Origin of the sequence: Mesorhizobium sp. B264B1B, from assembly GCF_020165765.1 — a bacterium.
Lineage (GTDB): Bacteria > Pseudomonadota > Alphaproteobacteria > Rhizobiales > Rhizobiaceae > Mesorhizobium.
Genome location: NZ_JAIUIS010000019.1, coordinates 47,022 through 65,371 on the forward strand (window position 1 = coordinate 47,022; position 18,350 = coordinate 65,371).

At 63.4% G+C, this 18,350-nt stretch carries 20 protein-coding genes and 1 riboswitch; of the genes, 16 read left to right on the plus strand and 4 right to left on the minus strand.

Going from position 1 to position 18,350, the window contains the following annotated elements; translation table 11 throughout:
• Nucleotides 1–24: 24 nt before the first annotated feature.
• A complete protein-coding gene (locus LB547_RS28485; RefSeq protein WP_140521537.1) occupies nt 25–213 on the minus strand; it encodes a hypothetical protein in 189 nt (62 codons plus the stop codon).
• A 334-nt stretch (nt 214–547) separates the two neighbouring features.
• Here LB547_RS28485 and LB547_RS28490 point away from each other — a divergent pair, with 334 nt between their 5' ends.
• Nucleotides 548–3,121, plus strand: a complete 2,574-nt coding sequence (locus LB547_RS28490) for a hypothetical protein (RefSeq protein ID WP_140515919.1) — start codon at nt 548–550, stop codon at nt 3,119–3,121.
• A gap of 179 nt (nt 3,122–3,300) precedes the next feature.
• On the opposite strand, the gene LB547_RS28495 is transcribed toward LB547_RS28490, so the two are convergent.
• On the minus strand, nt 3,301–4,128 hold the full coding sequence (locus LB547_RS28495) for an O-methyltransferase (protein WP_140759854.1): 828 nt from the start codon (nt 4,126–4,128) through the stop codon (nt 3,301–3,303).
• A gap of 184 nt (nt 4,129–4,312) precedes the next feature.
• Here LB547_RS28495 and LB547_RS28500 point away from each other — a divergent pair, with 184 nt between their 5' ends.
• The 6 genes from LB547_RS28500 (at nt 4,313) to msrA (ending at nt 6,789) form a co-directional block, all read left to right on the plus strand.
• Nucleotides 4,313–5,050 (plus strand): glycoside hydrolase family 108 protein, encoded by a 738-nt coding sequence (locus LB547_RS28500; RefSeq protein ID WP_140728471.1) that lies wholly within the window; start codon nt 4,313–4,315, stop codon nt 5,048–5,050.
• Between the two features lie 2 nt (nt 5,051–5,052).
• Nucleotides 5,053–5,253: a hypothetical protein gene (locus LB547_RS28505; RefSeq protein WP_140499933.1), complete on the plus strand. Its 201-nt coding sequence runs from the start codon at nt 5,053–5,055 to the stop codon at nt 5,251–5,253.
• On the plus strand, nt 5,250–5,489 hold the full coding sequence (locus tag LB547_RS28510) for an ABC transporter permease (RefSeq protein ID WP_140499931.1): 240 nt from the start codon (nt 5,250–5,252) through the stop codon (nt 5,487–5,489). Before LB547_RS28505 ends, LB547_RS28510 begins: the two co-directional genes overlap by 4 nt.
• Nucleotides 5,474–5,674 (plus strand): hypothetical protein, encoded by a 201-nt coding sequence (locus LB547_RS28515; protein WP_140561068.1) that lies wholly within the window; start codon nt 5,474–5,476, stop codon nt 5,672–5,674. The genes LB547_RS28510 and LB547_RS28515 overlap by 16 nt, the downstream gene beginning before the upstream one ends.
• A 100-nt stretch (nt 5,675–5,774) precedes the next feature.
• Nucleotides 5,775–6,086 (plus strand): hypothetical protein, encoded by a 312-nt coding sequence (locus LB547_RS28520; protein WP_140759908.1) that lies wholly within the window; start codon nt 5,775–5,777, stop codon nt 6,084–6,086.
• A 184-nt stretch (nt 6,087–6,270) separates the two neighbouring features.
• Nucleotides 6,271–6,789 (plus strand): peptide-methionine (S)-S-oxide reductase MsrA, encoded by a 519-nt coding sequence (gene msrA, locus LB547_RS28525; RefSeq protein ID WP_140759857.1) that lies wholly within the window; start codon nt 6,271–6,273, stop codon nt 6,787–6,789.
• A gap of 139 nt (nt 6,790–6,928) precedes the next feature.
• Here the strand turns inward: msrA and LB547_RS28530 are convergent, their stop codons facing one another.
• On the minus strand, nt 6,929–7,246 hold the full coding sequence (locus LB547_RS28530) for a hypothetical protein (protein ID WP_140515911.1): 318 nt from the start codon (nt 7,244–7,246) through the stop codon (nt 6,929–6,931).
• Nucleotides 7,247–7,464: 218 nt separating this feature from the next.
• A riboswitch (TPP riboswitch) is annotated at nt 7,465–7,578 on the plus strand.
• Between LB547_RS28530 and LB547_RS28535 the strand changes: the two genes are divergently transcribed.
• The 4 genes from LB547_RS28535 (at nt 7,569) to LB547_RS28550 (ending at nt 10,810) form a co-directional block, all read left to right on the plus strand.
• Entirely contained in the window at nt 7,569–8,177 is a 609-nt protein-coding gene (locus LB547_RS28535; RefSeq protein WP_140515909.1) for a YkoF family thiamine/hydroxymethylpyrimidine-binding protein, read from the plus strand. Its footprint overlaps the riboswitch before it by 10 nt.
• Nucleotides 8,178–8,275: 98 nt before the next feature.
• Nucleotides 8,276–9,031: an ABC transporter permease gene (locus tag LB547_RS28540; protein ID WP_140500165.1), complete on the plus strand. Its 756-nt coding sequence runs from the start codon at nt 8,276–8,278 to the stop codon at nt 9,029–9,031.
• Nucleotides 9,028–9,795: an ABC transporter ATP-binding protein gene (locus LB547_RS28545; RefSeq protein ID WP_140515907.1), complete on the plus strand. Its 768-nt coding sequence runs from the start codon at nt 9,028–9,030 to the stop codon at nt 9,793–9,795. The genes LB547_RS28540 and LB547_RS28545 overlap by 4 nt, the downstream gene beginning before the upstream one ends.
• Entirely contained in the window at nt 9,788–10,810 is a 1,023-nt protein-coding gene (locus tag LB547_RS28550; protein WP_140515905.1) for an ABC transporter substrate-binding protein, read from the plus strand. The genes LB547_RS28545 and LB547_RS28550 overlap by 8 nt, the downstream gene beginning before the upstream one ends.
• Before the next feature lie 168 nt (nt 10,811–10,978).
• Here the strand turns inward: LB547_RS28550 and LB547_RS28555 are convergent, their stop codons facing one another.
• Complete coding sequence (locus LB547_RS28555; protein WP_140672460.1) at nt 10,979–13,381, minus strand: tetratricopeptide repeat protein; 2,403 nt, start codon at nt 13,379–13,381, stop codon at nt 10,979–10,981.
• 422 nt (nt 13,382–13,803) lie between these two features.
• Here LB547_RS28555 and LB547_RS28560 point away from each other — a divergent pair, with 422 nt between their 5' ends.
• From LB547_RS28560 to LB547_RS28580, 5 genes are all read left to right on the plus strand, one after another.
• Nucleotides 13,804–13,968: a DUF3309 family protein gene (locus tag LB547_RS28560; protein WP_023757858.1), complete on the plus strand. Its 165-nt coding sequence runs from the start codon at nt 13,804–13,806 to the stop codon at nt 13,966–13,968.
• A 480-nt stretch (nt 13,969–14,448) separates the two neighbouring features.
• Nucleotides 14,449–15,174 (plus strand): GntR family transcriptional regulator, encoded by a 726-nt coding sequence (locus tag LB547_RS28565; protein ID WP_140561063.1) that lies wholly within the window; start codon nt 14,449–14,451, stop codon nt 15,172–15,174.
• A 3-nt stretch (nt 15,175–15,177) separates the two neighbouring features.
• Nucleotides 15,178–16,230, plus strand: a complete 1,053-nt coding sequence (locus LB547_RS28570; RefSeq protein WP_140759860.1) for an ADP-ribosylglycohydrolase family protein — start codon at nt 15,178–15,180, stop codon at nt 16,228–16,230.
• Nucleotides 16,227–17,210 carry a PfkB family carbohydrate kinase gene (locus LB547_RS28575; RefSeq protein ID WP_140759863.1) on the plus strand — a complete coding sequence of 328 codons (984 nt, stop codon included), beginning with the start codon at nt 16,227–16,229 and terminating at the stop codon, nt 17,208–17,210. The genes LB547_RS28570 and LB547_RS28575 overlap by 4 nt, the downstream gene beginning before the upstream one ends.
• Before the next feature lie 39 nt (nt 17,211–17,249).
• Nucleotides 17,250–18,311 carry an ABC transporter substrate-binding protein gene (locus tag LB547_RS28580; RefSeq protein WP_140623050.1) on the plus strand — a complete coding sequence of 354 codons (1,062 nt, stop codon included), beginning with the start codon at nt 17,250–17,252 and terminating at the stop codon, nt 18,309–18,311.
• Nucleotides 18,312–18,350 lie beyond the last annotated feature (39 nt).

An 18,350-nucleotide genomic window follows, 5' to 3' on the forward strand; every position in this document is an offset into this window, starting at 1 on the left:
TCTGGATGAAGCCTCAAAGGCGATCTAGACGCCCGCTACGCGACAGAACATCTGCAAAGCCGTCAGGGCGCGGGCCTCGGTCGGCTCTTCGCCTCCTGCCTGTGAATCCGCCGGCGCCGTCACCGCTCCAACGGATTTGTACCGGGAAGCGAACGGCCTTTCTTCTGCCGTGCGGTTGTCGTTTGCAGCGACGACAATCGCGGATTTTTTCATCGGAAATCACACCTTGTGGAAGCGCTGCGACATTGACGCTCCCATAGCGCAAGCCACCGCAGTGCGCGGGTGTTAACACGGCAGCCAGTCCGGGAGCAAGCCGGCATTGCTGCTTGTTCAGGAAGTGCGTGCCCAAGGACAAAAAACCGACCGCTGAATTGTCTCTCGCCTAGCCGAGCGATCGTGACCAAACTTCTCAAGGAAGAACCTGAATGACCGTGGCGCCGTGGCCGCACGGGCCAGCGCTTATCCCATCCGAACCCGTCGCCACGCCGCCAACCAACCCGAATTCCAAGCCTTGCTTTCGCGAGGCTTTTTTTATGGAGCAAGCCTCATGGCCCGACCCGCAACTGCCGCCGTTCGCCTGCTGACGGGCGAGCGCGAACCCGTGCGCCTGGCGACGACGGCAAACCTGGAGACGGTCATCGTCGACGGCGTTGCCTGGATCCTCGGCCTGAAGACGATCGACGGGGTTTTGACCGCCGTCGGCGACCGGGTGCTGGTCAAGAACCAGTCGGACGCCCGGCTGAACGGCATCTATACGGCGAGCGAGGGCTACTGGTACCGCGCCGCGGACGCCCGCACCGCGCGCACGATGCAGAAGGGAACGACCGTTCACGTGCAGGAGGGGGTTGCTTCGGGTGGCCTGGTCTACGCTTTCCAGACCCTCAATCCTGTGATCGGCACGAGCGACATCGTGATCTCCTACTATCTGTCGGATGATCCGCTCGGGGATATCGGCGGAGCGCTGGCGGCAGTCATCCACATCGCGGAACTCGCGCGCGACCTGGCCCAGCAATATGCCGCCGACGCCGCGCAGGTTTCGGGCGTCAACGTGCCGATCTACGCATCCGTGGCGACAGCATCGGGCTCGACGATCGCTGCCGGCGTCAAGAGCATCAGGACCCAATTCTACGCCCCGGTCTTCACGACCCCGGCAACCCTGGTGGGCGGCGCCAACTATGCCCGCATGTCGCGCGCGGCGATCACCGCCGGCGGCTACCCGGCGCTGGCCTATTTCCGCTCCGCCGACCGCTTCATGCCGGACGGGACGACCGATGCGGTCAATGGCGGGTTTTGGGTGTTGAATGAAAGCGTCGCCACCGCCACGATGTTTGGCGCCCGTGAAGGGCTTGCCGACAACGCGCTTGCGTTAAACGCGCTCGGCTCCTATTGCCGGATTACCAAGGCCGTGCTCGTCCTGCCTGCCGTAGCAACATACTACGCGGTTGGCTCTTCTATCGACTGGCGCGACATCAGCGAGATCAATGGCAAGGGGGCGCTGATACGCGGTGCTTTCGACGGCCTTTCGGCGGTCCGCATCGGTGGGACCGGAACGAATGTTTTGCGCGGCGCAAAGATCTGGTTGGAAGTCCAGAATACACCAGACAAATCTGTTGTCGCCAACACGCGAGGCATTCACTTCGGCGGCATGGCCGAGAGCAAGCTCTGGCTTGCTGCCCGTGGTTACGACGAAGGGCTCTATTTCGACGGCCTGACGGCAAATACAAATTGGGTAAGCAACGAATTCAACATCATCACTCTCTACAACAACGGCTCCCATGTGCATTGCGATCTGGCTGGCGCGAGCTATTTCGTAAACAACCAGTTCCGCGGTGGAACCTGGTACATCGGCACCAACCAGAAGGCGGCGGGTCGCGGGACCTTCAAGCTGACTCTCGCCGGGACCGCTGCCGTTGAAGAGGTGTTGATCGACAGCCCCCAAATCGGCATTGATGGTGGCTCGGCCGGCGTTAGCCATGCAGCTTTCATCTACGCCGCGCTAGGCAGCACCAGCAACCTGACCACCGTGTTTTTCAAGAATGCGCGCATCGAAACTTACAGCGCCTTCACCAACACACTTGCTCTCGTCAACGTGCCATCCGCGACTGGCTTCGCCTCCTTCAACATTGATCTTTTGAGCGCGTCAGGCATCGATGACGCGAACATCCTTTCGCCTGATCTGAAGCGCCTGTTTGTCTCGCTGCGAGATATGTCGAATAGGCCGACTGGAGGGGCCAACTTGGTGAGGCGCTTTCAGGGCGAGCGGTTCTTTCCGGTGCAGGCCGAGGGCCGCATCACGGTACCCGGCGTCGTTTTGTACGACAGCGCGACCGGCGGTTATACAGCTCCATCGCCCTTCCTGACCAACGGTGTCACGGCGCGCACGTCGCGGGCCAACGGCGACGGCCAACTTGTGGTGTCAAGCTCGGGCCAGGCTGTCGGCCACATCTACAAAAAAGCCAACACCACACAGCACGCGTTCCTCAACTTCCTTAACGGTTCGCGCGCCATTACGGTCATCTGTTTCGACGCCTCTGGCACCGTGTTGTCAGGCAATGCCCCGTACTATGCAAAAGGTAGCAACGGCCAGTCAATCGCTCGAACCGGTGCATCGGTTTATGAATTTTCGACCAACTGGCTGTGGATACACCCATCTGTTGCCTCATTCTTCGTTGGGGCGTCCGGATGGATTGGCGCAACGATCATTGAAAGTATCGATTTTGAACAAGGCTTCGCCGCGCCCATACTGCGATTGCGTGATCAAGAGACCGACATCAGCCGGCTTTGCTATAGCTTCCTTATGGAAAGCTATCTTCCCGTTGGAGCGACCATCGAGCGGGCACAATTTGGTGGATATCGAAATACATTCCTACTGAAGACCACCGTCTCCACCGCCGCCATTTCCGGTGCCACCACGATTGGCTTAGCAAGCGTCGCGGGAATCACGGCTGGCGACCGTATTGGAATCGAACTTGACACTGTGATTACCGGAGCAGAGCTCCAATGGCACCACACAACTGTGAACGGCGCACCTTCGGCTAACACGGTGACACTGACCAATGCCTTGCCGGCAGCAGCCGCTGCCGGCCGCGCGGTCAGGCTCAATCGCTGGGTGGTGCGCTAGTTCGGTTTCTTGCAGGATCAGCAATGCTTCGTCGCCATGGGGAAGTACGGCACCTTCAGGTAGTCATCGGCCGCCATGGGGCGGGGTGTCGATGTTCCGGCGCATGCCGAGATAAAGCCTGCGGGCGATATTTCTGAGCAAGGTCTCGCCTCCGATGGTTTATCCGGGCTCTCGTCTCGTCACCGCCTGACGCCCCAGGCATAGGTTCTTTGCTTGGACGCGTTCAGACGGCGCACCTCGTACCGGCCCTGCCGCTCGATCTCGGCGACCGCTTCGACCACGCCATCGAAGGACCCCGGCGTGACGTCGTCGAATACGACCATGTCGCCCTCGCGCTGAACGCCCGAAACGCAGCGATGCTCGGCCAGCACGTTCTTCCTGGTGTGCTGCGCGTCGATGAAGGCGAAGTGGATCCGGTTCACGCCGACCCTGGGCAATTGAAGGAGTGAATCGCCTTGCAGGAAAATGATCCGGTCGGCCAGCGGCTGCCACGGCCGAAGCAGTTCGGCGCGCGACTTCCTGCCGTCATGGTCGTCGATGCAATTCCAGTAGAAGCGATGATGGTGCGGCAGGACGTCGAGCGTGACGACATGCCCGCAGGCGCCGGCATCGGCGAGTGCCTTGGCCATGCAGATCGCGGAGAAACCACGCGCGGTGCCGGTCTCGACGACGGTGGTGAACGGCCTTGGGCTGTCGGCCAGCTGGCGGCGAAGAAGACTGTAGAGCACCCGCCCGTGCGGGTAGGCGAGCGCGCTGGTCTTGATGGTGATCTGGGTGTGGAGGGCCAGTTCGTCGAGCCAGTCGCGATCGACGGCAAAGCCGGTTTCGGCCTCGAGCCTGTCGATCTCAGGGAATGAGACGCGCCGGGTGGCTTCGAACAGCCTCAGATATTCCTTTTTCGAGGCACGCGGCGCCGAGCCCAGCGGGTCGACGTTCCAGCGGCGATCGATGGCGGCCGACAGGCTGTTGAAGGCCAGGCGTCGCGCGGCGCCAACAAAGTCTCTCATCCCAGACCTGTTCGTCCTAAAATTGTATTTTTTCTAACCATGCGTCGGCCGGCGCGCAAGGCGACCTCCGGTTTTGACGCACTGCAAGTAGGCACCGAGGCGCGCGCAACGGCGACTATCCGCACCCCTGTGCTGCCGGCGATCACCCACTCACCTCATCCACCAAGAAATCGAAAGGGATATCATGGACCGCAATTTTACGCGGGCGCTTGCGCTCGTCCTCAAATCCGAAGGCGGCTGGTCGGACAATCCGGCCGATCCGGGCGGCGCCACCATGAAGGGCGTCACGCTCGCCAATTTCCGCCGCTACGTGAAGGCGGATGCCGCCAAGGCGGATCTCAGGAAGATCAGCGATGCCCAACTCGCCACGGTGTACCGCCGCTTCTACTGGGATGCGGTGGCTGGCGCCGAGTTGCCCGACGGCGTGGATTACGCGGTGTTCGACTATGCCGTGAACAGTGGGCCAAGCAGGGCGGCGAAATATCTTCAAGCAGTGGTCGGCACCGCCCAGGACGGCCGCATCGGGCCCGAGACGCTCGCGGCCGTCGGTTCCCGACCGGCCGCCGTCGTCATCGACAATCTCTGCGATGCCCGCCTGGCTTTCCTGAAGCGGCTTCCGACCTGGCCGACTTTCGGCAAAGGCTGGTCGAGCCGGGTCGGATCCGTCCGCGCACAGGCGCTGCTGCTGACGGCTGTCGGGGCAGGCGAGGCATCGGCCACGCGGCCAGATCCTGCGCCGACCGCTGCTGCGGCGGCGCCGGGCGGCGCTGCTGCCACAGATGCCGTCGAACCGGTCGCGGCGGCGCCTGCCGGCGCCAACATCCCAGCCGCCGCCAAGGCGGGCGGGATCATTGTCGCGTGCCTGCTCGTCGCCTACGCCGCCTGGCACCACGTCGCCGCCACCTTGCAAGGAATGTTCTGATCATGGCCACGACAACCCAGCCGACCATCCGCCCGACCAACAAGCTGACGGCCGCGACCATCGCCGCCGCCGCCGTTTCGATTTCGGGCGTCTTCGTACGCAATGTCTGGCCGTCCTGGTACGATGCCGAGACATGGGCCACGCTGCTGCCGCTAGCCGTGTTTGCCGTCGGCTATCTCGTCAAGGACGCGCCAAACCAATGAGCGCGCTCCTCTCCTTCCTGCTCAGCAATTCGACCGTTCTCGGCATCGGCGCAGCCATCGTCGCTGCGTTTGGCTGGGGTGTTCGCCAGCGGCTTGCCGGCGAGCGCGCCGAACGTAGTCGGCAGGCCGCGGCCGAGGCGGCGGCGCGCGACGTCGCCGACCAGGTTGACAACGATATCGGCGCGCTGCCCGCCGCCACTGCCCGAAAGGAGCTCAGGTCATGGGCAAGGGATTGATTGTCGCAGCGGCCGCAGCACTTGTCGCGGTAGCCGGCTGCACCACCGTCACAGGCGGATTTTGCGCGGTCTCGAGCCCGATGCGCTTGTCCGCATCCGCCGTTGCAGCGCTGTCGGATGCGGAAGTCCGGATGCTGCTGGCGCACAACCGCAAGGGCGAGAAACTGTGCGGGTGGAAACCATGACGATCGTATTGCCGCTCGATTCGGGCCCTGCTGCTCTGGGACTGCTCATCTTCGGTGCCGGATCGGTCGTTCTGTTTCCTGATCGCGAGACAATGAAATGATGCATGATCTTTTCGATGTGCTCGGCATCAAGGTGCCGGTGGTGGTCGCCGGCCTTTCCGGCGGCATATTGCGCGCGCTGTCGCGCCACCGCTACAAACCGCGCGAGATGGTGGCCTCGCCGATCTGCGGCGCGCTAGCCGCCGCCTATCTGACGCTGCCCGTGGTCCAGTATTCCCGCGCCATGGGCCTGCCGATGGCCAATGACGACACCACGACCCTGGCGGCCGCATTCCTCATCGGCGTCTGCGCGATGTGGATATCGGATATCGTATTCGAGGTCGTGGTGCGCAGGTTCAGGCCTGGGGAGTGACGCCGCGCGTCCGTGGTGATCGGCAGCAGGACGCCCCCGTCGACTGGACGAAGCCGACGACAATGCCCATCTATGGGAAATCCTGGAGCGGCTGTCATAGCGTCGGGCCTCCAGTTTTATCGTGCGCAATTCCGGACGGAAACGGCTACAACCTTTCCCCGGAGTTGCTTTGGGGAGATTTGATATGGCGACTTCAAGCGAACGCGCGGTGCTTGCCGGCGGCTGTTTCTGGGGCATGCAGGATCTGATCCGACGCATCCCGGGCGTCCTGTCCACGCGCGTCGGCTACAGCGGCGGCGACGTGCCTGATGCCACCTACCGAAACCACGGCACCCATGCCGAAGCCATCGAGATCAATTTCGATCCCGCCAGTGTGAGCTACCGTACGCTGCTGGAGTTCTTCTTCCAGATTCATGATCCGACGACACGCAACCGCCAGGGCAACGATGTGGGGATGAGCTACCGTTCGGCGATCTACTACACCAGCGATGAGCAGAAGCGCGTCGCCGAAGACACTATCGCCGACGTCGACGCCTCGGGCCTGTGGCCCGGCAAGGTGGTCACCGAGGTGGCTCCGGCCGGCGCGTTCTGGGAAGCCGAACCCGAGCATCAGGACTATCTGCAGAAATACCCGAACGGCTACACCTGTCATTTCGTCAGGCCGGGCTGGAAGCTGCCGGTTCGCGAAAAGGCTGTTTCGTAGACGGCGCCCGAACCGAGACGAAGGCCGATGGCGGTTTACGTCTCAGGCGCCTGCCTGTTCGGCGAGGGTGAAACATAAAGAGACGGAAACGCCACGGAACAGACGCCCCGTGGCGTTCTCCAGCAGTTTCGGCGAATGGCTACTTGCCGCAATGCTTGTCATTGACGGTCGGCGAAGCGGTGCCCGGAGCGGTGTGGCTGGCATCCGGCTGAGCACCTTGTGGGCTGGCCGGACAGTTCCGGTCCGCGTTCGAATTCATGCCGTCGGGCATGACGGTCGTGCTGCCGGTCGTGCCAGGATCCACCGTGTTCGGCGATGCCGGCGTGTTCGGGTCGACCGTGACCGACTGGCCGCTGCCGGGCCCATTATTGGCGCCGTTTCCGCCAGCACTTTGCGCCATCGCCGAAGTCGCGAGACCAATGGTAAGAGCCGAAGCTGCGAGGATTTTCATGAGCATGGTTTGTCTCCATTTCTGTGAAGTCTTCGCTCGTTTCCACGAAGTTCGTCGCGTTTGCGACTATAGGGACAACCACTCGTCGTGGCTAAGGTTCCGGACAAATTTCCCTCAAGACCGGGCCCGACGGAACCGCCCATAAATCAGGCCTGGCGCAATGCATTTCCGGCGATGGTCCTGAAAAAACAGCTTTCATAGCCGCCCGATTGGTGCTTTAACGCGTCCATCCACAGGGGTGCTCCGTACGGTCGGGGCTGAGACGGGGGCGGCAAGCCCACAGACCCTAGAAGCTGATCTGGGTAATACCAGCGGAGCGAGGCGGGCGATGTTTTCAGGCGCACAGATTTCCCTATATCCCATGTCCAGCGATTTTGTCGGCGTCATCCTTGGCGCGCTCGGGGCACTGGACCCTTATCGTGATCGACTGCGGATCGAGACCGACGATATCTCGACCTTGCTGGTCGGACCGCCCGAGGTGCTGTTTCCTGCCATGCGCGACCTGTTCGTGGCGGCAGCGCGCAGCGGCAAGCATTGCGTGCTTTCGGCCGCCATCTCGCGCGGCTGCCCGGGCGAGCCGGACGATCTGATCTGCCGCTCCGACGCGTTTGGCGGACCTGCCGGGCCGCTCGGCCCGCGCAAGGAAGCCGCTATCGCCGCCGTGCGCGGCGTGGCCGCCACCGGCCAGCCGGCGGCGGCGCAGTTCTCGCTTTATGTCATGGGCACCGACGACCACATGGACGAGATCTATGGCTGCATCGACTTCCTGAAGCAGTCGGGCGTATATGAGCGCTCCAAGCATTTCTGCACAAAGTTGCGCGGCGACGCAGGCGCCATTTTTACCGCACTCAACGAGGCCTTTTGCCGCTTCGGGCCGGGTGCCGGCCACGTAACGCTCGACGTCACCGTCTCGGCCAACAGCCCCACCGCCGTCTGACGGCGCGCCGCGCGCCATCCGCTCCGGGTACCTGCGTGTCCTCCCCGTCCGCCCCTTCGCGTCCGATCGTGGACCTCATCGCCAGAACCGCTCCGGCGATGCTTTCGGTGGGGCTGCTGCTAGCCGCGTGGGAACTCTATGCGCGCTTTGGTGGCATCAAGCCGACAATCCTCCCGGCGCCATCGCGCGTCTTCGCTCAGGCAATGCTCAACCGGCACGCGCTGGCCGATAACGCCGTGCCAACCCTCCGTGCCACGCTCGCAGGCTTTGCCTGTTCGCTCGGCGGTGCCTTTGCGCTGTCGATATTGATCGACTTCTCCCAGCCATTGCGGCGCGCCCTTTTTCCGGTCTTCGTGGTCAGCCAGACCTTGCCGCTGGTGGCGATTGCACCGCTGGTGGTGCTGTGGTTCGGCTTTGGGCTGATGCCCAAGATCATGCTGGTGGCGCTGGTCACCTTCTTTCCGATGTTGGTGGCTTTGGCCGAAGGATATGAGGCGACGGAGGCTGAGATCGGCCAAATGCTGCGCGCCATGGGGGCAGGGCGCTGGCGTGTCTTCGTCCTGGCGCGGCTGCCCTCGGCGCTGCCCTACTTCTTCGCCGGTGTCAGGATCTCGATCACCTATGCTGTCGTGGGCGCCATCTTCGCCGAATATGCGGGCGCGGCGAAGGGCCTCGGCATCTACATGCTCAACGCCAAGAACAACTTCCGCCCGGACCTGGTGCTGGCCGCCGTCGCCGTCAGCGCCGTGCTGACGCTCGTCCTGTTCGGGCTGACGATGCTGGTCCAGCGCCTTGCCATGCCATGGGAACGGACCGCCGGCGGGCGGGCCGCAGGAAAGGGGCCGTGGCGATGAACCGGCTCGAACTGCGACATGTGCGCAAGGCCTTCGAAGGACTCGACGTGCTTGCCGACATTTCGCTCAGCGTCGGCGCCGGCGAATTCGTCTCCATTCTGGGCCCCTCCGGCGCCGGCAAGTCGACGCTGTTCCAGTTTCTGACCGGCGCGCTTCACGGCGAGGGCGAGATATTCTTCGACGGCAAGCCGCTCGATGACCACGGCCGGCATTTCGCTTTCATGCCGCAGCGCGACGCGTTGATGCCTTGGCGGCGCATTCTTGACAACGCCACGCTCGGGCTTGAGGTGCAAGGTGTCAGGCGCAAGGCTGCCCGCGCTCGCGTTGCTCCGCTGTTCGAGGAATTCGGGCTTGCCGGTTTCGAACGGCATTTTCCGGCGCAGCTTTCCGGCGGCATGCGCCAGCGCGCGGCCTTGCTGCGCACCGTGGTGCAGGAACGCGATATGCTGCTGCTCGACGAGCCGTTCGGCGCACTCGATGCGCTGACCCGCGCCGCCATGCAACGCTGGTTGGAACAGATGTGGCGGCGCCACTGCTGGACGGCGCTGCTGATCACCCACGACGTGCGCGAAGCTGTGTTCCTGTCCGACCGCATCTATGTGCTTTCGGCGCGGCCGGCGCGCGTCGTCGCTGAGATCACCGTGCCGCTGCCGCGTCCACGCGAACTGGCCGGCGGCGCTGCACGGCAGGCCGGCACCCTCGAAGCCGAGATCCTCGACATCCTCCTCAACCCGAGCCACCAGAAGGACACGGACCATGACTGACCTGACGCGCCGGCAAGCCTTGCTGCTCACTGCCGCTGCCGGCCTTCCCCTTATAGCCCGGCCAGGCCGATCTCTTGCCCAGGCGGCCGCCCGGAAAGTAACGGTGGCGCTGGACTGGACGGTCAACACCAACCATATCGGCCTGTTCGTCGCTCGCGACAAAGGGTTTTACAGCGAGGCCGGCCTCGAGGTCGACATCCTGCCCTACAGCGATACCGGTGCAGGCACGCTGGTTGCCAACCGCGTTGCCGATTTCGGCATCAACGGCTCCATCGGCCTCTTCACCCAGAAAGCCGCCGGCGCCGATCTCAAGGCGGTCTATGCCGTGGTGCAGTCCGAAACCGGACGGCTGGTGTTCAATGCAGCGCGTGACGAGATCAAAACCCCCAGGGATCTTGACGGCCTGACCTATGGCGGTTTCGGCAGTGCCTGGGAAAACGCGCTGATCTCGACCATCATCCGTCACGACGGCGGCAAGGGGGCTTTCGAAACGGTGACGCTCGGCACGTCCGCCTATGAGGCGCTGGCCAACGGTTCGGTCGACTTCACGTTGGAGGTCTCGACCTGGGAAGGCGTCGAGGCAGAACTGAAAGGCGTTAAACAGCGAAGCTTCGTCTATGCCGACTACGGCGTGCCCGACGAGCACACCACGCTGATCTCCTCTAGCGATGCGTATCTGCGTGCAAATCCGGAATTGGCGTCGGGCTTCATACGGGCAACGCGGCGCGGCTACCAGTTCACCGTCGATCATCCCGAAGAAGCGGCCACACTGCTGATCGCCGCCAACAAGGACGCCCTGACCAATCCGGCATTGATCCACGCCTCGCTGAAGACGCTGATCGACGGGCACTATCTGCGCCGGCGAAACGGCGCCATAGGCAGCATGGACCCGGCCAAGATGGAAGCGATCGGTTCCTATCTCTTCGCCGCCGGCATCCTCCGGAACGGGGACGGCGAGCCCGTTGCCCGGCAACCGGATTTTGGCAACTATTTCAGTAACTTCTATTTGGGGTAGGGATCAAACCGCATCGGGCGCCAGCGCTGCTCAAGCTGATTGCCTTTCGTCAGCCTCGTCAGAGCTGCGCCCAAGGCAAAACCTTTACCGCAATAAAGCACAGAGCGGCGACTGCCATTACGCCCAAACCACTCCAACGCAAAATCCGCGCCCTCCCGAAAAGCCCGTCTAATCTACCCCAAGGCTCAGTGCCTTCTTGCGATCGGCCTGAGCACGCTTGCGGTTGCCCTTGGCTTCCCACGCCCGGCTCCGCGCCTCGTAAGCGGTTGCGAAATCCGGCTTAAGCCTTATCGCCTGGCTGAAATCCGCGATGGCCCCTTCATAGTCCGCTCTGCTGGTTCGGATCACGCCTCGACCGAAATAGCCAAAGGGGTTCTTGTGATCGAGGCTGATGGCCTTTTCGAAATCGTGCAGCGCGGCGACGTCCTCGTGCCCTCCCATCCATAGGAGGCCTCGATCGGCATAGACCCTTGCGTCCGCGGGGTTGAGATTGATGGCCTTTTCGAAGTCGGCAAACGCCCCGTCGTAGTTTTCCTGGAAACTGAGGTTCTGGCCGCGACTGTAGTAGGTCTCGGCTATATTCGGATTGATCGCGATCGCCTGCGTGTAATCGGCAACAGCATGAGCATAATCGTTCTTGGCCTCCCAAGCCATGGCCCGGGCCAGATAGGCGTCATGAAATGCCGGGACCAGTGCGATCGCCTTGCCATACAGGGCTATGGCGCCGTCATAGTCATTTTTCTCATGCAGCCTCCGACCCTTGGCGAAAAGCGCCTTGGCGGCCGAATCAGTATCGCTCGGTGCGGCCGAACCGGCGGCTGAACTGGCGGTGGCCGCCGCCGAGCTGACGGCGCCGAGCGTGGCGGCCGCCATATCGCCCTGTCCCTTCGCAGCCACAGCCGCCTTGCGGGCGACCGCGTAATCGCGATTGTCGGGATCGAGCTTGATCGCCTGGCCGAAGTCGGCGATTGCCTCGTCATAGTCCTTCCTGTCAGCACGCGCCATGCCGCGCCCGTAATGGCTGGCGTCGTCTTTCGGATCGATCTCGATGGCTACCGAATAGGCGGCAATCGCGCGCCCCGCGTCGCCCTTGGCGTGCCAGGCCATGCCCATGCAGAAGTAGGCGTCGCGCGCTTTTGGATCGAGTGTTGAAGCCCGGCTGCAATCGGCAAGAGCGCCTTCGGCATCGCCTGACGTGATCTTGGCGAGGCCCCGGCGAGAATGAGCCGCAGCAAAATTGGGGGCGAGCTGGATGACCGTGTCGTAATCGGCGATCGCTTGCTCGTAAACGCGTTTGGCGGCCTGGGCCTTGCCGCGGCCGTAATAGGCGAACCGGTTGTTCGGATCGAGCGCAATCGCTTTGTTGTAGGCGCCGATCGCCTGATCGTACTTGCCCATGTCCAGGAAGGCATCGCCGCCAAGGATCGCTTCGAGGGCGCGCGGATCGGTCGCCTCCAGAACCCTTGCGGCCAGCGTGTCTTGGGTAGCAGTGATATCCGGAACGACGGCTCGCTGCTTTTGCTGTTGGGTGTCCGGCAACGGTGCCGGCTTGCTTTGGTCGGCGGCGAGCTGAGCGCCGCAGCTTCCTGCCCGCGTCGGATCAAGCTCGATGGCGCGCAGGCAATCCGCCGCCGCTCCGGCGCTGTCTCCCTTGAGTGTCCTTGCGCGGCTGCGCCCGAGATAGGCGTCCGCATTGTCGGGATCGAGGCTGATCGCCTTGTCGAAATCGAGAAGCGCGCCTTCGAGGCCATATTTCGACAGCCGCATCCCCGCACGCTCGATCAAGGTCTTTGCGGCTGCGCGATTGCTGGTCGTATCCTTGGCGGCGGATAAGTCCTCGCCGGGCGCCTGTTCAGCATCGTCATCGGTGACAGTGGGATCGAACTCACTCTCGGCGGCGCGGGCGATACCGCGTTTGACATTGGCCAATATGTTGTTGGGATCGATACGGACCGCCTCGTCATACTCGGCCAGGGCCTGTTTCGGGTCGCCCATCCTGTCCCAGGCGATGCCCAGGCCCGCATGCGCCTTGCCATTCTGAGGGTCCGCCTCGATTGCCTGTTGGAAATCGATGATGGCCGCGTCGATCTTGCCCTTGTGCAGGAAGGCGAGGCCACGGTTGCTGTAGGCATCGCTGGAAGACGGCTCCAGGCTGATGGCGATGTTGAAGTCCGCGATCGCACGGTCGTCGTCTCCATTGCTGAACCAGTCGGCGCCGCGGTTGAGATACGCGGAAGCGTCGTTCGGATCGAGCGCGATCGCCTCGCTGTAGTCGGCGATCGATCGGTCGTATTGCTTCTGGTCGCCGAGAGCGACGCCCCGTTGGAAATAGGCTGTGGCGCGGCTGCGCGCCGGCTCTGCGGCGTCCTCCGCAATCGCGGAGCAGGCAACAATGCGCTTGTCCGGCTCGATGTCCTCGCCGAAGCAGGTTGCATAATCCTTCTCGGCTGCGAGCGCAGGCGTGTTCCGGGCGAGAGCGGCGCCAAGCCCGGCTGAGGGCCACCGGTCGGGCGCAAGGCTTGTCATCGCGATCGCGGCGGCGAGGAGCCGCGCATCCTTCCACCTCATCATATCGCTGGTCCCCCCAAAACTTTAATCCGCCTTGGCAGCTAGGTTCCCTACTGTTCCTTATTTGTTCCAGAAATGCAAGCATGAATTGCAAATCCGCTCTCACAGATCTGACGATGCAAGATCGAGATAAGTCGAAGTGGATCCGATCTTGACGCTCAACTGCCTGTTTTTGCTGTCGGCTTTTTCCTTCTACAATCTCGCCGTCCACGTCGTGATCACGTACCTTCAGCTGTATCGTATCCTGCGCGGTGGCCGGTCGGAAAGCCCGCCGTTGCGGCAAGACTGCTGCACGAATTGCGCCGTCGCCTTCTCGACGTCCTGCATTAGGTGGAACGCGAACGCGTTCAAAGCGTTGTCTGTGAGCAACATTCTCAACCCAGAAGTGCCGAACCGGCGCGCAAGTGCCTGCGGGAGTGGAAGCCATGAGTCTTGGAACCATCCTTATCATCATCCTTATCCTCGCCCTGCTCGGCGGCTTCAGCGGCCTCGGCGGCGGTCCGTTCTACGGAACCGGTTATTATGGTGGCGGCGGGCTGGGGCTTGTGTTGCTGATCGTCATTATTCTGGTCGTGCTCGGACGCATCTAAAGCGCGTCGTGCACGTCGTTCTCACAAGGCGAGAGCCCGCTTTTGGGCGACATGCATCGTTTGGGCGTCATGCATTGGTCGCTAATCGCGATCCCGTGACCAATGTCGATGCCGGTGCGCACCGGATCGTGATGCGGGCAAACAGGCTTGTGATCGGGCCTCTGGCGAAACTCCCGTAAGGTGATTTCGGTCCACACCCCCCGTGGAAAGCAAGAGGAGAGGTCCCACCCCTTGTCCTCCTCCAAGGCCCGCCCCGGTTCCCGGAGCGGGCTTTCGTTCTTCTGCCGGTAGGGTCACCGCAGCAGGATCGCGACACGGTGCGACGCGTCCAGCACTGGGGAAATTCCTTCTTCGTTGCCGCCTGCGGCCGGCGGATCGTCGAAAGCAGTGCATCGGGGTACATGACCCGTCCCATTGACAAGTCCGCTATACGAGGAGAGATTAAACAGGACTAGACAGGTTCACTATACAGGTACGAATATGAAGCGGAGCGCGATCAAACTGTCTCCCGGCACGGGCAAGCCCGAGCAGATCGCCACCGTTCTGGAACACGAGATCCGCTCCGGCGTGCTGGGTTTCGGCGACCGTCTGCAAAGCGAAAACGAACTCGTGCAGCGTTTCTCCGTCAGCCGCAACACGGTGCGCAAAGGCTTGGAGGAACTTTCCAGCCGCGGATTGATCACCACAAAGGTCGGTATCGGCTCCTTCGTCACCTTTGACGGCAAGCCGGTCGATGATGCGATCGGCTGGTCGCGCGCGCTGGCCAATGCCGGCGCCAACGCCGATACCCGGACGCTGCGACTGGAGGTGATCGAGGACCCCGAGCTTGCCGTGCTGTTAGGCATCGAAAGCCCCCTCTTCATCGCCGTCGACCGGGTTCGCACCAATGCCAGCGACGGCCATGCCATCTCCATCGAACGCAGCCGCCTGCCGCTGTCGCCCGAGCTGGAGGACGTGCCGCTGCGCGGCCTGCGCGAAGGCTCGCTGCACCAGACGCTGCGCGAAGCGGGGCTTGTACCCGACCATGGCGAGGAGTGGGTCGACATCGAGATGTTGAACGCCCATGACGCCGCTATCCTCGGCTGCGCGCAAGGCACACCCTTCCTGCGTGGCCGTCGCCTGACGCGCGCGGCCGATGAGCGGCCGGTCGAATATGTCACCAGCCTGCTCAATCCCGCCCATTTCGCGCTGCATATGAGGTTCTGAGCGATGCCGGAGAACGAGCTTGAGATGGACCGCGCCATGGGTGCGCTCGTCGGCGGGGCGCTGGGCGACGCGCTCGGCATGCCGACGCAGCTTCTGTCGCCTCAGCGCATCGCCGAACTCTACGGCCATGTCGAGGATTTCGTCGCGCCCTTTGCCGATCATCCGGTGTCGAAAGGGCTGCCGGCCGGGACTATCACCGACGATACCGAGCAGGCGCTGCTGCTCGGCCGCATCCTGGTTGCCTCAGGCGGCCGCTTTGAGCATGCGCGCTGGGTCAACGCGCTGCTCGACTGGGAGCGCGAGGTCAAGGCGCGCGGCAGCTACGATCTGTTGGGACCGTCGACCAAGCGTGCCATCGACGCCATCAACAAGGGCGTGCCGGCCGAGGAGGCTGGGCGCGGCGGCGACACCAACGGCGCGGCCATGCGCATCGCGCCGCTCGGCATCATGATGCAGCCGGAGCCGCTGGATGCGCTCGTCGACAAGGTGGCCGAAACCTGCCGGGCGACACACAACACCTCGATCGCCATTGCCTCCGCCGCGGCGGTCGCGGCCGCCGTCAGCCGCGGCATCGCCGGCGGCGACTGGCGCGCCGCGTCCGACAGCGCCGTCGCGGCGGCGAGGCGGGGGGCGACACACGGCCACTGGGTGACCGGCGGCGACATCGCCGCGCGCGTCGCCTGGGCGCAGGATCTGATCCGCGGCAAGGCGCCGCAAGATGCGGTCCGGCTGATCACCGATCTGGTCGGCACCGGCGTTGCCAGCCAGGAGTCCGTTCCGGCCGCTTTTGCTGTGCTGGAGGTCGCCGGCGGCGATGCTTGGCAAGCGGCGGTCATCAGCGCCAATCTCGGCGGCGACACCGACACGATCGGCGCCATCGCCGCAGGCATGGCCGGCGCCTGCACCGGCCTTTCACGATTGCCGCAGGACCGCATCGCCCGCCTCAAAGGCTTTGACATGGCGGGCGTTCGTGCGCTCGCCGCCGATCTCGTCGCGGCGCGGACTTCGAACAGTCGCCTGGAGCAGGCCGGCCCCGGCAAGGACGCGGCGGCATGAGCGCGCGTCTCGTCCATATCGGCAGCGCGGTGGTCGACTATGTCTACCGTATCGATGCCTTGCCGGCGCCGGGCACGGAGAAGACGGCTTCGAGCTACGCCCAGGTCGCCGGCGGCGGTTTCAACATGATGGTCGCGGCAATCCGCACCGGCATGAAGGTGGTATTCGCAGGCCAGCTCGGCAGCGGACCCAATGGCGACTTCCTGCGCGCCGCCTTCAGTGCCGAAGGCATCGAGACGCTGATCCAGCCATCGCCACTGATGGACAGCGGCAATTGCGTCGCCATGATCTCCAGCGATGCCGAACGCACTTTCGTGTCGTGGCCGGGGGCGGAGAGCGTGCTCAGCCTCGATCTGATGGCGCCGGTTCTGGTGGCACCCGAGGATTGGGTGTTCACGTCAGGCTACACGCTGAGCTATCCCGGCAGCCGCGAGGCGCTCACCGACTGGATCGAGACGCTGCCGGCGGACATTCCATTTGTCCTCGACCCGACGCCGGTCGTTTCGGACATTTCGCGCGCCACCCTGTCGCGGGTGCTCGCCCGCACGACATGGCTGAGCTGCAACGCGACGGAAGCCACCGACATTGCCGGCCCGGGCGATGCCGACGCCCTTGCGGCGCGATTGCTTGCCGATCATTGTCCCAACGCCGACGGCGTCGTCATCCGCTGCGGCGCCAAGGGCTGCCATATCCGACTGGCGGGCGGCTCCGCCCGAACCATTCCCGGTTTCAAGGTGGTGGCGGTCGACACCAACGGCGCCGGCGACACTCATATTGGCGCCTTCGTAAGTGCGCTCGCGCGTGGCATGCCGCCTTTCGAGGCGGCGCGCTACGCCAATGCGGCGGCGGCCATTTCGGTCACCCGCCATGGCGGTTCATCCGCGCCCGCCGACGCGGAAATCCAGACTTTCCTGAGTCGTGCCGACGGTCCCTCGACCGGCGCGCGAGGCCAGGACCGGAAGGCCCATCAGACAGCCTGACAAAGCCCGGGAAGCGGGCAAACAAAGAGAGGAACGAACATGCGCATGCCTGACCTGACTGCTCTTTTGACGGCGACGGCCGTCTTCACCTCCGCACTTACCTTTGCCGCCAAGGCCGATGAAGTGCATGTGCTCAACTGGAAGGGCTACGGCGCCGACGAGCCATGGGCGATCGCCGCCTTCGAGAAGGCGACCGGCCATAAGGTGGTCAACGACTTCTTCAATTCCGAACAGGAAATGCTGACCAAGATCCGCACCAATCCTGGTCTCTATGACGTCGTCATGATCAACGCCGCCTTCAACGACCAGGCAATGGCTGAAAAGCTGATCCAGCCGATCGACACCTCCAAGCTGCCCAACTATGCCGACATCAGCAAGGACAAGGCGAGCTCGCCGATGCTCGACCATGACGGCAAGGTCTATGGCGTGCCGTGGGTGTGGGGCCTGACCGCCCTTGCCATCAACGAAAAGTCCTTCGACAAGCCGCCGACGTCGATCGCCGAAATGTGGAACCCCGCCCACAAGGGCCGCGTCGTCATCCGCGACGACGCCGTCGAGGCGGTGCAGTTCGGCGCCATCGCGACGGGCCAGAACATCAACGACATCAAGGATATGGACGCGGTCAAGACGAAGCTCACCTCGCTAATGCCGCAGATCAAGACCTTCTGGAGCTCGGAGAACGACTGGAACCAGATGGTGGCTTCCAACCAGATCGACATCGGCACCTATTGGAGCGGTTCGGCCGACCGCGCCAAGACGCATTTCAAGCTGCCGGTCTCGCTCGTGATCCCGCAGGAAGGCGCCGTCGCCTGGCTGGACGCCTTCTCCATCCCGGTTGGCTCCAAGAATGTCGCGGGCGCCGAAGCCTTCATCAATTACATGATCGATCCGAAATTCTATGTCGAATGGGTCACCAAGGTCGGTGCACCGGTGTCGGCCAACACCAAGGCGGTGGAAGCGTTGCCCGAGGATTCGTTCAACCGCAAGGTGATGGGTGATCCCACAGTCGCCAAGCGCATCCAGTTCCAGGCTCCGATCACCGATGCGCAGCGCAAGGCCTATCTGGCGCTCTGGCAGCAGCTCAAGGTCGACGTGAAGTAAAACCCGCGCCAGGGCCAGCCGGCGTTCGCGCCGGTTGGT